Origin of the sequence: Cupriavidus metallidurans CH34, assembly GCF_000196015.1 — a bacterium.
GTDB classification, from domain to species: Bacteria; Pseudomonadota; Gammaproteobacteria; order Burkholderiales; family Burkholderiaceae; genus Cupriavidus; species Cupriavidus metallidurans.
Window position 1 is genome coordinate 3,298,303 of sequence record NC_007973.1, and the last position, 14,463, is coordinate 3,312,765.

Annotated in this window: 13 protein-coding genes; 6 read left to right on the forward strand and 7 right to left on the reverse strand. The window is 64.3% G+C overall.

Annotated elements, in window-relative coordinates:
* The first annotated feature begins 4 nt into the window (after positions 1-4).
* Entirely contained in the window at positions 5-793 is a 789-nt protein-coding gene (locus RMET_RS15250) for a hypothetical protein (RefSeq protein ID WP_003056223.1), read from the forward strand.
* 45 nt (positions 794-838) lie between these two features.
* On the opposite strand, the gene RMET_RS15255 is transcribed toward RMET_RS15250, so the two are convergent.
* From RMET_RS15255 to RMET_RS15265, 3 genes are all read right to left on the reverse strand, one after another.
* Positions 839-1,975: a PDDEXK nuclease domain-containing protein gene (locus RMET_RS15255; protein WP_003056224.1), complete on the reverse strand. Its 1,137-nt coding sequence runs from the start codon at positions 1,973-1,975 to the stop codon at positions 839-841.
* Positions 1,972-3,171 (reverse strand): tyrosine-type recombinase/integrase, encoded by a 1,200-nt coding sequence (locus RMET_RS15260; RefSeq protein ID WP_003056225.1) that lies wholly within the window; start codon positions 3,169-3,171, stop codon positions 1,972-1,974. Before RMET_RS15260 ends, RMET_RS15255 begins: the two co-directional genes overlap by 4 nt.
* A 242-nt stretch (positions 3,172-3,413) precedes the next feature.
* Positions 3,414-5,738 (reverse strand): NADP-dependent malic enzyme, encoded by a 2,325-nt coding sequence (locus tag RMET_RS15265; RefSeq protein WP_029307165.1) that lies wholly within the window; start codon positions 5,736-5,738, stop codon positions 3,414-3,416.
* Positions 5,739-5,997: 259 nt separating this feature from the next.
* Between RMET_RS15265 and thiL the strand changes: the two genes are divergently transcribed.
* The 3 genes from thiL (at position 5,998) to RMET_RS15280 (ending at position 8,189) form a co-directional block, all read left to right on the forward strand.
* The gene (gene thiL / locus RMET_RS15270; RefSeq protein ID WP_011517550.1) at positions 5,998-6,975 is read left to right on the forward strand and encodes a thiamine-phosphate kinase; all 978 of its coding nucleotides are present in this window, start codon (positions 5,998-6,000) and stop codon (positions 6,973-6,975) included.
* A 97-nt stretch (positions 6,976-7,072) separates the two neighbouring features.
* Positions 7,073-7,645 (forward strand): phosphatidylglycerophosphatase A family protein, encoded by a 573-nt coding sequence (locus tag RMET_RS15275; RefSeq protein ID WP_011517551.1) that lies wholly within the window; start codon positions 7,073-7,075, stop codon positions 7,643-7,645.
* A gap of 46 nt (positions 7,646-7,691) precedes the next feature.
* On the forward strand, positions 7,692-8,189 hold the full coding sequence (locus RMET_RS15280; protein WP_011517552.1) for a CinA family protein: 498 nt from the start codon (positions 7,692-7,694) through the stop codon (positions 8,187-8,189).
* 49 nt (positions 8,190-8,238) lie between these two features.
* Here RMET_RS15280 and pyrF read toward each other — a convergent pair whose 3' ends face one another.
* Positions 8,239-9,057 carry an orotidine-5'-phosphate decarboxylase gene (gene pyrF, locus RMET_RS15285; protein ID WP_011517553.1) on the reverse strand — a complete coding sequence of 273 codons (819 nt, stop codon included), beginning with the start codon at positions 9,055-9,057 and terminating at the stop codon, positions 8,239-8,241.
* A 242-nt stretch (positions 9,058-9,299) separates the two neighbouring features.
* Between pyrF and RMET_RS15290 the strand changes: the two genes are divergently transcribed.
* A complete protein-coding gene (locus RMET_RS15290) occupies positions 9,300-10,184 on the forward strand; it encodes a DMT family transporter (RefSeq protein WP_011517554.1) in 885 nt (294 codons plus the stop codon).
* 526 nt (positions 10,185-10,710) lie between these two features.
* A complete protein-coding gene (gene corA, locus RMET_RS15295; protein ID WP_008645609.1) occupies positions 10,711-11,673 on the forward strand; it encodes a magnesium/cobalt transporter CorA in 963 nt (320 codons plus the stop codon).
* Between the two features lie 49 nt (positions 11,674-11,722).
* Here the strand turns inward: corA and mtgA are convergent, their stop codons facing one another.
* From mtgA to RMET_RS15310, 3 genes are all read right to left on the reverse strand, one after another.
* On the reverse strand, positions 11,723-12,424 hold the full coding sequence (gene mtgA / locus RMET_RS15300) for a monofunctional biosynthetic peptidoglycan transglycosylase (protein WP_011517555.1): 702 nt from the start codon (positions 12,422-12,424) through the stop codon (positions 11,723-11,725).
* 83 nt (positions 12,425-12,507) lie between these two features.
* Positions 12,508-13,416 (reverse strand): shikimate dehydrogenase, encoded by a 909-nt coding sequence (aroE, locus tag RMET_RS15305; protein ID WP_011517556.1) that lies wholly within the window; start codon positions 13,414-13,416, stop codon positions 12,508-12,510.
* On the reverse strand, positions 13,416-14,354 hold the full coding sequence (locus RMET_RS15310) for an energy transducer TonB family protein (RefSeq protein ID WP_029307164.1): 939 nt from the start codon (positions 14,352-14,354) through the stop codon (positions 13,416-13,418). The genes aroE and RMET_RS15310 overlap by 1 nt, the downstream gene beginning before the upstream one ends.
* Between the last annotated feature and the right edge of the window lie 109 nt (positions 14,355-14,463).

A 14,463-nucleotide genomic window follows, 5' to 3' on the forward strand; every position in this document is an offset into this window, starting at 1 on the left:
TCACATGACAACAATTTTTGAACTGGTCAAAGACCCCTACGAGCGCAAGGCACGTGTTATCCCTGGCCTTCTTGTGGCCTTACCCGTGCTGGTGCCGCTGTTGTGCGTCTACGGGGCTCGGCACCCTGTGCTTACAGGTGTGATCGGCCTGCTGGGCGGCTGCGGCGCTATCTATGCACTCGCGAGCGTAGCGCGCGGACGTGGTAAAAAACTTGAAGAGATGCTGGTCTCAAAATGGGGTGGCATGCCCACGACCATCGCACTACGCCACCGCGACAAGTTCCTTGATGGTGTCAGCAAGCAGCGTTATCACACGGCGATCACTGCCAAGTTGGGTATCGCCATGCCAACGGCAGAAGAAGAATCAGCAAACCCAGACAAGGCAGACGACATCTACATCGGTGCCACTAAGCGGCTTCGCGAACTCACGCGTTCCAACAAGCAGCTCTTGCTGAAAGAGAACATCGCCTATGGATTTCATCGCAACATGCTGGCGATGAAGCCTGTCGGTATCCTGTCGTGCCTCATGGGCGTCGTCTACGGATTGTTGATTGCAAAGATTTTGCAGGTAGCACCTCTCCAATTTGACTTGGTGCACCTTGCCGATCCAGGGCTTGCCGCAGGCTTGACATTGCTCATTTCGCTGGCGCTACTTGCCGCATGGCTACTGTATTTCGATCAGGACGCAGTAAGGCGGATGGGATTCGTCTATGCGGAACGTTTGTTTGAATGTTTGCCGTCGTTGCCTTCTTCCTCCTCACGGAAGAAAGCCGTAAAACCGACTACAGACTGAGGTTCTGCCCAATCTCCAAACAGGCGTATAGCTCCGCAGGTGTGTCTACCGCTTCCACGTCTTGGGACGAATCGTTCCGCGAGACTCCAGCAAGAGCCGCGTGCTTTCCAGTTCCTTTTGCAGCACATCGGTATCCGGCAGAACCATCCGGTAGTTCGCCGCCATGACCTTGGTGGGTAAGCCCTCCAGCGCATACCGCGCCAGGGCGAGCCCCTTGTCGGCACAAAGAATCAGCCCCACCGGCGGGTTCTCCTCGGGATAGGCCCAGTGTTCCTTGGCATAGTTGCAGTACATGTGCATCTGGCCCACGTCCGCATGCGTCAGACTCCCCAGCTTCAGGTCGATGATGACCAGGCAGCGTAACTTGCGATGGAACAGCAGCAAGTCCACCCGATACCAGGTCTGGTCGATGCGCAAGCGCCGCTGCCGTCCAATGAAGGTGAACCCTTCACCCAATTCGAGCAGGAAGTCTTCCAGCCGCCGGATCAAGGCGGCCTCCAGATCGGACTCCGAATACTCGTCCTTGAGGTCGAGGAACTCCAGCACATAGGGGTCTTTGATGGCATCGCCGGGCGCGACGGCATCTTCGGGCTTGGCCACCGCGCCCTTGGCCAGCATCGCCGCCTTGTTTTTCGACAGCGCCGTGCGCTCGTAGAACTGGCTGCCGATCTGCCGATCCAACTGGCGCACGCTCCAGCCGCCGCGCAAGGCCTCGGCTTCATAGAACTGGCGCGCATGCTCGTCCTTGACCGACAACAGCCGCACATAGGCCGACCACGGCAGCGTGAAGACCTGCGCCAGCTCGTCCAGCCGCCAAGGCCGCACTGGCTCCGGGGAAGATTCGCCAGACACTGTCTGGCGAATTGGCCGGGTCAGAAAAAACGACCGCATCTGCTGCAGGTTCTGACGGCTGAAGCCACGGCCGAACTGCTGGGTGAGGTCGCTTGCCAGCCGCTCGATCAACTGCTCGCCATAACCCGCGCGCCGCTTGCCCTGTTGCTCGGCCTCCACGATGCGGCGGCCAATCTCCCAGTAGCTGGCCGTCATCAGCGCATTGACGCTGCGCGCTGCCGTCTGGCGCGCGGCATCGAGCAGATCCACGATGCCGCCGTGGATGCCGGCGTAGCCGGCAGGCACGGCGGCGGGTGCGACTCCCGCCATCGCAGGCGCCTTCTTGGTCATGCAGCCACCTCCGCAGGCCGCTGCGCCTCGGTGATCGTCTTGCGCCGGTTCGCCACCAGCTCGGCCGCCTTGCGCACCGGATCGTCCTCGGTGTGGACGTAGCGCATGAACATCGCCACGGTCTTGTGCGCCGTCAGCGCCATGCCGACCTTGACCGGGATGCCCGAGTTGGCAATGTCGGTCGCGGAGCGGTGGCGGATGCCATGCGTGCCGACGTGCGTGGCGCCCGCCGCCTTGAGGGCGCGGCTCCAGCCGCCGTAATACTCGCCCGTGGTCAGGTGCTTGCCGGGATGGCTTGGAGACGGCAGCACATAGGGAGTGCCTTCCTGCCGTGGCGCCGTCGAGAGCAGTCGATAGGCTTCCTCGCTCATGGGCTTGGACATGCCGCCCGTCTTGCTGTCCGGCCAGACCACGCGGCGGTTGTCCAGGTCCACCCAATCCCATCGGAGCGTCACGATTTCGGAGCGGCGGCCGGCGAACTCGAATTGAAGGCGGATCGCCAGCGGGATGACGTAGTTCTCCAGACCCTCGGCTTCGATGTGCTCCAGTCGCCGAAACAGCTTGCCCATGTCCTCGTCGCTGATGAGGTGGGTGGCCTTGCCGTTGGGGTACATCGGGACGTGGCGGCAGGGGTTGGTGCCGTCAGGCCGGTGGCCCCACACCTCGGCCAGGTTGAACATCTTGCGCATCACGCTGAAAGCACGGTTGGCCTCGGCCGGCTTGTGCGCCATCTTCTTCATCGCCGTGGCCACGTCCGGGCGCTTCACGTCCTGGACCTTCAAACGGCCCAGCATCGGAACGATGCAGCGGTCGATGACGGCCTGATACCCGCGCTGGGTGCTGGGCTTGTTGCGCTGCTTGGAGTAATCCTCCATGAACTTGGTACACAGCTCCTTGACCGTGGGGGCTGAACGGGCGGCGGCCTTGGCCGCGCTGGGGTCGCCGCCCCGGCGCACCTCGGCCAGCCATTCCTGGGCCAGCGAGCGGGCCTGCTCGACGGTCAGTTCCCCGTACAGGCCCAGGGCGGGCTTGCGCCGCTCGCCAGCGTTCGTGCGGTACTGGAGCATGAACACCTTGCGGCCCGCTGGTGTAACCTTGCACAGGAAGCCGGGCACCAGCGTGTCCCGGAGTTCGACGGCCTGCGCCTGGGGTTGTGCCGCATCGACTGCGGACTTGGTGAGCTTGAGTTTTGCCACGATGACTCCTCGGAAAGACCCGATTCCCAAGAGCCATGTAGGGGCCATCAGAGGGGAAGCCGGGTCAGGTTTCGGAAAGCACCGGCATATGTTGGACTCGCCTAAGTTATTGATAAACCTGCTGTATCGGGCTTCGGCGTAGTCCAGCAAAGTTCGGTGCTGGAGTCATGGTGAAATGAAAAAAGCCGGGCGAACCCGGCTTTTTTGGCACTGCATCAAGAAGGCTGAAACGCTTCGTCCGCTCAGACCTTGGCTGCCGCGTCCACGACCACCAGCGCGGTCATATTGACGATACGGCGCACCGTTGCCGAAGGCGTCAGGATATGGACCGGCGCCTTCACGCCCAGCAGGATCGGGCCGATCGCCACGTTGTTGCCAGCCGCCACCTTGAGCAGGTTGTACGAGATGTTGGCGGCATCGATGTTCGGGCACACGAGCAGATTGGCTTCGCCCTTGAGCGCGCTGTCCGGCACCAGCGAATCGCGCAGCTTTTCGTCGAGCGCGCTGTCGCCATGCATTTCGCCATCCACCTCGAGGTCCGGCGCGCGGTCGCGCAGGATCTTCAGCGTGTCGCGCATCTTGCGTGCCGACGGCGCTTCCGACGTACCGAAGTTCGAGTGCGACAGCAGACCCACCTTCGGCTCGATACCGAAACGCTTGAGCTCCTCCGCAGCCATGATCGTGATCTCGGCCAGTTGCTCGGCGGTGGGATCGACGTTGACGTGCGTGTCCACCAGGAAGATCTGGCGGCCGGGCAGAACCAGACCGTTCATTGCGGCGTACACGCAATTTGTGCCACCGATGACCTGGTCGATATAGCGCAGGTGGGCGGCGGTGGTGCTAACCGTACCGCAGATCATGCCGTCGGCTTCGCCCTTCTCGACCAGCATCGCGCCGATCAGCGTGGTACGGCGGCGCATTTCCAGCTTGGCGTACTGCGGCGTGATGCCTTCACGCGCCATCATGCGGTAGTACGCGTCCGAGTATTCGCGGAAACGCTCGTCGTGCTCTGGGTTCACCACCGTGAAGTCCTCGCCCATGCGCAGGCGCAGGCCGAAACGCTCGATGCGGTGAGCCAGCACGGCCGGGCGGCCGATCAGGATCGGGTTGGCCAGCTTCTCGTCGACGATCACCTGCACCGCACGCAGCACGCGCTCTTCCTCGCCCTCGGCGAAGACGATGCGCTTCTTCTCCTTCTGCACCTTGCGGGCGGCCGCGTAGATCGGCTTCATCAGCGTACCCGAGTGGTACACGAACTGCTGCAATTGCAGACGGTACGCGTCCATGTCCTCGATCGGGCGCGATGCCACGCCCGATTTGGCGGCGGCCTCGGCCACGGCCGGGGCGATCTTGACGATCAGGCGCGGATCGAACGGCTTCGGAATCAGGTATTCGGGGCCGAACGACAGGTCCTGGATGCCATAGGCCGACGCGACGATATCGCTCTGCTCCTGGCGCGCCAGCTCCGCCACCGCGTTTGCCGCGGCGATTTCCATTTCACGCGTGATCGTCGTGGCGCCGCAATCGAGCGCGCCACGGAAGATGAACGGGAAGCAGAGGACGTTGTTGACCTGGTTCGGATAGTCGGTGCGGCCCGTGGCGATCACGGCGTCCGGACGGACTTCCTTGACCAGTTCCGGCATGATTTCCGGATTCGGGTTGGCCAGTGCCATCACCAGCGGCTTGTCGGCCATCTTCTGCACCATCTCGGGCTTCAGCACGCCCGCAGCGGACAGGCCCAGGAAAATGTCGGCGCCTTCGATGACCTCGGCCAGCTTGCGCTTGTCGGTCTTCTGCGAGAAGCGCGCCTTTTCCGGGTCCATCAGTTCGGTACGGCCTTCGTAGACCACGCCGGCCAGGTCCGTCACCCAGATGTTCTCGATGGGCAGGCCCAGGTCGACGAGCAGGTCCAGGCAGGCCAGCGCGGCGGCGCCGGCGCCCGAGGCCACCAGCTTCACCTTCGAGATGTCCTTGCCCACCACCTGCATGCCGTTGATCACGGCGGCGCCCACGACGATCGCGGTACCGTGCTGGTCATCGTGGAAGACGGGGATCTTCATCCGCTCGCGCAGCTTGCGCTCCACGTAGAAGCACTCCGGCGCCTTGATGTCCTCGAGGTTGATACCGCCGAACGTCGGCTCGAGCGAGGCGATGATGTCGACCAGCTTCTCGGGGTCTTTCTCGTCGACTTCGATATCGAACACATCGATACCGGCGAACTTCTTGAACAGGCCGGCCTTGCCTTCCATCACCGGCTTCGACGCGGCCGCGCCGATATCGCCCAGACCCAGCACGGCGGTGCCGTTGGTGATCACGGCCACCAGGTTGCCACGCGCCGTGTAGCGGAACGAATTGGCCTGGTTGGCCACGATTTCCTCACACGCTGCCGCCACACCCGGCGAATAGGCCAGAGCCAGGTCGCGCTGGTTCGACAGCGGCTTGGTCGGGGTGACCGAGATCTTTCCGGGGGTGGGAAACTCGTGGTACTCGAGCGCGGCCTTGCGCAGCGCCTCACGCTGCTGCTGTTTCAGATCGTCTTGGGACGGGGACTGCTGAGGGCTTGTCATCTGCGCATCTTCCGATCGGTGGAGCCGCACTGAATAACGCTGGCGATTGAGCGCGGGCCGGCTCCACGAACCCGCTGTCTCCGCTGTAGGCGCTTTTGGAAGTGTGCATTTTATATTGTGAAATAGTATTTCACAATAAGCCTTTTGTTTGGGGCACCTTTGCGTTTCGGTACAATATGCCCCATGCCGATGGGCTTTACCAGCCGAGTCTCCAGCAGAATTTCCGCGGCATGTTTCCTCCCAGGTTCCCCGCCCCGTCATGCCCGAATCCTCCCCCGCGCTTTCCGAGTTTGACCTGATCCGACGCTATTTCACGCGCCCGGTCCACAAGGCCGCGCTGGGCGTGGGCGATGACTGCGCGCTGATCGAGGCGCGGCCGGGCCACCAGCTCGCCATCAGCACCGACATGCTGGTCAGCGGTCGGCACTTTTTCCCGGACGTTTCACCGCGCGCGCTGGGCCACAAGGCCCTGGCCGTGAACCTGTCCGATCTGGCGGCAATGGGCGCCGAACCCCGCGCATTCACGCTGGCGCTGGCGCTGCCCGAGGCGGATGCCGGCTGGCTTGCCGAATTCGCGGCCGGCATGTTGGCGCTGGCCGACGACCACGGCTGCGAACTGATCGGCGGCGACACCACCAAGGGTCCGCTGACGCTGTCGATCACGGTGTTCGGCGACGTGCCCCCGCGTCAGGCGCTGCGGCGCGACGCGGCGCGCCCCGGCGACGATATCTGGATCTCCGGCACGCTCGGGGACGCGCGCCTGGCCCTGGGCGACTGCCGCGGCGAATGGCTGCTGCCCGAGCCCGACTTCACACTGATCCGTCCCCGGATGGAAATGCCGACGCCCCGCGTGGCGCTGGGCCTGGCACTGCGCGGCGTGGCTCATGCGGCACTCGACATTTCGGACGGGCTGATCGGCGATCTCGGTCATATCCTTGAACGCTCATCGGTCGGCGCAATTGTCGATGTCGATGCCTTGCCGCGCTCGGAGATTCTTGACGCCCAGCCGGAGGAATGCCAGCGCGCCTGCGTGCTGGCCGGTGGCGACGACTACGAACTCTGTTTCACGGCGCCGGTGGGCGCGCGCGAAACCATTGCCGGCATCGCGCGCCGGCTTCACCTGCCGCTCACGCATGTCGGATCCATCACACCGGAGGCGGGCCTGCGGCTGGTGGATCGCGAAGGCAATCCCTACGTGTTCAAGGGCGCCTCGTTCGATCATTTCGCCGCGCCCTGACACGCGGCACGCAACCCATGTCATGATCCCCCATGCGCACGGGAGAAATATCTGAAAGTGCGCCCCGAAACCTATAAGACTGACGAGCCAATCCTTGATGTCCGCCTATCCCCCGGGGGCCGCGCCTAGCGACCCCGTTGACCCCGTCACGCTGGAAGCCGGCCAGACCGCCAAGGTCACGCGGCCAACCGGCCGGTTCATGCTGGGCCACCCGGCCCGTCTGATTGCGCTTGGATTCGGCTCTGGCCTGTCGCCGGTCAGCCCCGGCACCGTCGGCACGCTGCTCGGCTGGCTGTCGTTCATCGTGATTTCGAAGTGGATCGATCCGACCACTTGGCTGTGGATCATCGCCGGCGGCTTCGTGATCGGCATCTGGGCTTGCCTGCGTACGGCACGCGACATGGGCGTGTACGACCACGGCAGCATGGTCTGGGACGAGATCGTGGCGTTCTGGCTGGTGCTGCTGTTCGTGATGCCAACGGGCTTCTGGGGCCAGTTCGCCGCGTTCGTGTGGTTCCGGTTCTTCGACATCGTCAAGCCGGCACCGATCCGCTACTACGATCGCACGCTCAAGGGCCCGGGCTTTACCGGCGCCTTCGGCGTAATGTTCGATGACATCTTCGCGGCGTTCTACACGCTGCTCGTGTTCGCCTTGTGGCGTTCGATCTGACACGCAGAAACACCGAAACACCCCGGGAATTTCAGGAACCGCCGTTATGTCCGTCAGCCGACTGCTCGACCAGCTTGCCATCCAGGCCGGCGCCGCTCTATCGGAAAGCTCGCTTATGCTTGCCACCGCGGAGTCCTGCACTGGCGGGCTAGTCGCGGCCGCGATCACGGATGTTTCTGGGTCTTCGGGATGGTTCGAGCGCGGCTTCGTGACCTATTCGAACGAAGCCAAGACGACGATGGTCGGGGTGCCGGCCAAACTGATCCGAGACCATGGCGCGGTCAGCGAGGAAGTGGCGCGGGCGATGGCCGAAGGCGCGCTGCTGAACAGCCGCGCCCAGGTATCGCTGGCCATCACCGGGGTAGCCGGCCCGGGCGGCGGCACCCCCGAGAAACCGGTTGGCATGGTCTGCTTCGGCTGGAGCAACCGCATCACCACGCATACGGAAACGCAGCGCTTCAAGGGTGACCGCGCCCAGATCCGCCGCCAGGCTGCCGAACACGCGATGCGCGGTCTGCTGGAACTGATTCGCAACGAAGCCTGAATCTGCCCCCCTCTCCCACGACTGGGAAAGGGAAAACCGTTCACGCGGATCAGCCGTGACGATAGCGGTTGATCGTCTCGCGCGTCTGCAACGCCACGTTTCGCGCAGCCAGCGCAAAGTCCTTCTCGCGGCTGGCGTACAGGATGGCCCGCGACGAATTGATCATCATGCCCGTGCCGTCGGCCGTACGGCCGGCCTTGACCGTAGCCTCGATGTCGCCGCCCTGGGCGCCGATGCCCGGAATCAGCAGTGGCATGTCGCCGACGATCTGCCGGACCTTGGCGATCTCGTTCGGGAACGTCGCGCCCACCACCAGACCCATCTGCCCGTTGGTATTCCAGCGTTCGCGTGCGGCTTCGGCCACCACCTGGTACAGCGGCTTGCCGTCGACCTGCAGGAACTGCACGTCAGACCCACCGGGATTCGACGTGCGGCACAGCACGATCACGCCCTTGCCCGGATACGCCAGATACGGCGACATCGAATCGAAGCCCATGTACGGGCTGACGGTCACGGCATCGGCCTTGTAGCGCTCGAAGGCCTCGATTGCATAGTGCTCCGCCGTGGAGCCGATATCGCCGCGCTTCGCATCGAGGATCACGGGGACGCCGGGGTGCGCGTCATGGATGTACTCGACCAACTGTTCGAGCTGGTCTTCGGCGCGCTGCGAGTGGAAATAGGCGATCTGCGGCTTGAACGCGCAGACCAGGTCGGCCGTGGCATCGACGATTTCGCGGCAGAACGAGAAAATCGCGCCGCCGGTACCGGTCATGGACAGCGGCAGCTTGGCCGGGTCGGGATCAAGCCCGACGCACAGCAGGGAATCGTTACGCTGCCACGCGGCGGACAGCTGCTCGGTAAAAGTCATGGGATGCTCGGAATTCGGGTGAAGCCGGCGGCCCGGCTGTGAACCAGTGTCTACACAGCATAACGCGGGCAGGTGCCGACCGGTTGGCTGCAACGGCACCCGGACAGGTTCCGCACTGCAGCATATGGGGCGTTGGCGGCAATTTTACCTGTTGGCGTGATATTGTTTGCAGCTTCCGCTTAAAAAGAGCGACGGCGACGCCTGGGTTGCAGGACGTCCGCACGCCGCCAGTCTCCCGATTCATGAATCTCGACCGCCGCGGTCTCATCCTCCTCGTCATCCTGACCCTCGCCTGGGGCATCAACTGGCCGATCATGAAACTGGGTGTGGCGCACTTTCCCGCCATGGCTTTCCGGCTGCTGTGCATGGCCGGCGGGCTGGTGGCGCTGGGGCTGGCGCTGACCTTCCGGGGCGACTCCCTGCGCGTGCCGCGCGCGGCGTGGGGCACGGTCCTGAAGCTGGCGATCCCGAACATGGTGATCTGGCATCTGTTCGCCATCTGCGCGGTCAAGATGCTGTCATCGGGCCGTGCGGCAATTCTCGGCTACACCATGCCGATCTGGGCCGTGGTCTGGGGCCTGGTGATCTTCCGGGACCGTATTGCCTTGTCGGCCTGGATTGGCATTGGCTGCGCGCTGGCCGGCACGGTCCTGCTGCTTTCGGGCGAGATTGCCGCGCTGACCGGCAGCCCGGCCGGCACGCTGCTGATGCTGGTAGCCGCTGCCGGCTGGGGTTTCGGCACCCAGCTCATGAAGCGCACCCACACCGACGTGCCGATCGGCGCCATGACGTTCTGGATGCTGGCCATCACGCTGCCATTCCTCGGCGCGGGCACGCTGCTGTTCGAGAGCGGCTGGCGCATGCCGACCGCGATCGAATGGGGCGCCATCGCCTACAACGCCGTGGTGGTCTTCGCGTACTGCCATTTGGTCTGGTTCGCGCTGGCGCGCAGCCTGCCGCCGGTAGTCTCGAGCCTGTCGATCATGTTCATTCCCGTGGTGGGCGTGTTCTCGGGGATGTGGTTTCTCGGCGAAACGCCGCACTGGCAGGACTACGTGGCCATCGTGCTGATGTTCGCGGCGCTGTCCTCGGTCATGCTGGCGCCGCTGTTGCGTCGACGCATGTGAACCCGCTTGTGAGCAGCAGCGCCGCCGAGATTTCACTTAACAAGCCACCCCGCGTTGGGCTACACTCGCGGCCATCAGAATCCCGGAGAAAGTACGTGGGCAGTAGCATCGGGTGTTCGAGTTGCCGCGACAAAGTTGCGACACCGTCGAATGCCATGTCACTGCGGGCTGCGTAACGTCGATCCGTGTGGGGCACAGTCCCCGCCCGTCGCCGTCCTTGCCCGCAGACACCTGCGGGTGAGTGTCTTTCCGTTTCCCCCAGCGGCCGCCGCACCGGCTGCCGTGTCGCGTTCGGATCCTCCCTCCCCCGGCTTGCCAGCCAAATCCAGGCAAATCGCAGGCAAACGCCATCGCGTAGCGGCCCTTGAGTCGCAGCGCGATCACGCTTGCCCGGCCGCGCCATGATCACGCTGCTGGTGAGCCTTGCCTGCGCCCGTCTCCGACGTAGACCCAGCGCAATCGGCAGCACCATCGGGATGCATCGACGCATCCTGGCGGCGCCGCCAAGTAACAAGGAATCCAAGGGATGATCAACCTGTTCGTCCTGCAGAAAGGCCGGCTTGCCCAGGAGCAGGTCGACGAGCGCAACGAGCTGCTGCAGCACAAGCCCATCTGGATCGACGTGGTAAGCCCCGACGACGAGGAACTCGCGTGGATCAAGGAAGCCTATGGCGTGGTCCTGCCCGAACTCGAGGACCTGGGCGACCTGGAAGCCTCGGCACGATATTTCGAGGGCGAGGACGAGAACATCCACATCCGCACGGACTTCCTGCTGGCCGAGGACGACGCCTCGCGCAACGTCCGCGTGGCCTTCGTGCTCACGCGCGACGTCCTGTTTTCCATCCACGATGAAGACCTGCCCGTGTTCCGGCTGGTGCGGCTGCGCGCCCGGATGCGTCCGGGATCGGTGCGCAACGCCAAGGACGTGCTGATGGACCTCTACGCGACTGACGCCGAGTATTCGGCCGATTCGATCGAGGAGATCTACGAACGCCTGGAGGAAGCCAGCCGCCGTGTGCTGGCCGAGAACGTGACCGATGCCGCCGCCGCCGACGTGCTGGAAACCATCGCGCGCGAGGAAGACTTGAACGGCCGCATCCGCCGCAACGTCATGGATACGCGCCGCGCGGTGTCGTTCCTGATGCGCAGCCAGTTGCTATCGGCCGAACAGCAGGACGAAGCGCGCCAGATCCTGCGCGATATCGACTCGATCGAGAACCACACCGCGTTCCTGTTCGACAAGATCAACTTCCTGATGGATGCCACGGTCGGTTTCATCAACATCAACCAGAACAAGATCATCAAGCTGTTCTCGGTGGTGTCGGTGGCGCTGATGCCGCCCACGCTGATCGCCAGCATCTACGGCATGAACTTCAAGGTGATGCCCGAGCTCGACTGGGCCGCCGGCTATCCGTGGGCGATTGCGCTGATGGCGGTGTCCGCGGCGATTCCGCTGGTGTATTTCCGCAGGAAGGGCTGGCTGAGCTGATAGCCTTCCTGGTCCCCTCTCCCACAAGCATGAGAGGGGGGAACCGCCCCTAGTCCGGCAACGTTGCCGCGCCCATCCGCCTGGCGATGATCGACGCCTTGACGCGGAAGTTCACGTGCACGTTGGCGCAGTACTGCTTCTTGTCGAAGCACTTGGGCGCCGGTAGCGCGGCCGCGAGCCGGGCGGCCTGCCCCACGCTGAGCTTCGAAGCCGAGGTATGGAAGTAGTGCTGCGCGGCAGCCTCGACGCCGAACACGCCTTCGCCCCACTCCACCGAATTCAGGTAAATCTCGAAGATCCGCTGCTTGTCGAGCCAGAGCTCCAGCATCCACGTGATCGCCAGTTCCTGGCCCTTGCGCAGGTAGTTCTGCTCCGAAGACAGGAACAGGTTCTTGGCCAGTTGCTGCGTGATGGTGGAACCGCCGCGCACGATGCGTCCACGCTGCTTGTTGCGTTCCCAGGCATCGAGCATCGCATCAAGTTCGTAGCCGGGATGATTGACGAAGTCGGCATCCTCGCTGGCGATCACGGCGCGCTTGATGTTGCGCGAGATTTCGTCGTAGCGCACCCATTGCCGCTGCACCGGGCAGCTCCAGAAATTGAAGCCGCACAGCCGCCAGCGCTCGGCACGCATGAACGTGGTGGACGACGGATTGACGACCTGCCAGGCAGCGATCTGCAGGAAGAAATAGACCTGCATCGCCACCACGCCAACGATCAGGCAGCCGGCCAGATAGGCCAGCCAGCGCAACGGGTTCGCCCCGCCGGCGCTACTTGCCGACGATCGTGGTGACGATCTGGCGGATGCGCGGGCCACGCTGCGTCAACGCCGCCTTAGCGGGCGGCTTCGGCCTGCAGCGCCGCGCGCAGCTCGGCCAGCACGGGGGCGGTGCTGGGCCGCACGCCGCGCCAGTTGTAGAAGGCTTCGGCAGCCTGTTCGACCAGCATGCCAAGCCCATCCGCCGTGCGCGCGCCGCATTTGGCCGCATAGGCCAGGAACACCGTCGGCTGCGCGCCGTACATCATGTCGTACGCCAGCACGCCTTCGCCGAGCAGGTGCTCGGGCACGGGCGGCACTTCGCCTTGCAGGCTGCTGGACGACGCATTGATCACCACATCGCAGCGCTCGTCCTCGGACAGCGCATCGAGCGCGTCGAGGCCACCGGCCCACAGCTCCACGTTGTACTGGTCCGCCGCTTCCACGAATTCCTCGACCATGTCGCTGGCGCGCGAGGCGGTACGGTTGGCCACCACGATGCGCGCCGGGCGGCATTCGATCAGCGGCAGCATCGCGCCCATCGCGGCGCCACCGGCGCCAAGCACCAGAATGCGCTTGTCTTCGAGCAGCACATCAAGGTTGTCCTGAATGTCACGCACCAGGCCGATGCCGTCGGTGTTGTCGCCATGGATCAGTCCGTCCTCGATCCACATCGTGTTGACGGCGCCGGCAGCCTCGGCACGCGGCGTGAGGCGATCGGCCAGGTCATACGCTTCGAGCTTGAACGGCACGGTTACGTTGAAGCCATGGCCTCCGCCGGCCAGGAATTCGCGCATCGTATCTGCGAACGCATCGAGCGGGGCTTCGAGCCGGTCATACTGCACCGCCTCGCCGGTCTGGCGCGCGAAGGCGGCATGGATCGCCGGCGAGCGGCTGTGCGAAATCGGATTGCCCACCACCACGTAGCGGTCGACGCTATCGGCAGGTTCGGCGGTGTTGGGCTGGGAATTCTGGTCTGCGGTCATCAGCGGCCTTGCAGGCGGACATCGAGCCCGCTGCGGGTGAACTTGAAAGTGGAAACGACTTCGAGGATATCCTGCTTCGCCTGCATCTCCGCCGTGAACGCCCCGAACGGCGCGGCCGCACGCACAATGGCCACGGCCTGGCGGTCGAGCGCCGGGTCGCCGGAGCTCTTGGCCACGTCGATGGCCTCGACGTTGTAGCCGTCGCGGTTGTAGCCAAGCTTGCCCTGGCGATTCACGTTGATCACGAGGATCAGTTGCCCATAGATCGGCTTACCATTGCGCTGCGGGAAATCGCTCGTGCCCCGCGTCTCGATCTTGCGGCGCAGGCGGTCGTAATACTGTGCGTAGTCAACGCCCTGTGCGCTGGTCGCGGTCAGCTGCATCCGCTTCGGGCGCTTGGCGTAGTGCTCGAGATTACGGCCGATCTCGGCTTCGAGCCGGGCCATTTCATCGTTTGACGTGCGGTCGTCCTGGCCGCGCGTGGGCTGGTCGGAGCGCTGCTCGCCTGGCTTGACCGGCTGGCTGCGCACAGCGGGCGCCGCCTCGCGCGATTGCGTCATCAGCCGGCGCTGCTCTTCCTCGAGTTGCTCGACGCGCCGCTGCGTCATCTTGATGAGGTCGCCCTCCTTCGATTCGGTCTGCGCGGGCAGCGGCGTGGTAGCGCGCTGGGCGTCATGCTCGCCGCCACCGTCGAGATTGGCCTGCGCCAGCACGGTCGGATTGCGCGGCTTCACAGCCGATTTCGAATTGACCAGCACGACGTCGAGCTGCGGGTCGGAACGCTTGATCTCGAACACCTCGGGCGCTGCAACCCGCACCATCAGCAACAGCGCGTGCACGGCCACGGAGATGGCCAGGGCCTTGGTCAGCGTGCTGCTGGATTGCCACCATTCGCGCGGATGGCGCGGGAGACGGGGAGCAGGAAGGACGGCGTTCACGATTGGGATGGGCGGACGGCGGCAGGAATCGATCGAAACGCCGGCCACCCCACTGTCGGGGGGCGGCCGGAACAGGTTTCGATTGTAAGGGAGTCGACCTGTTTACCGA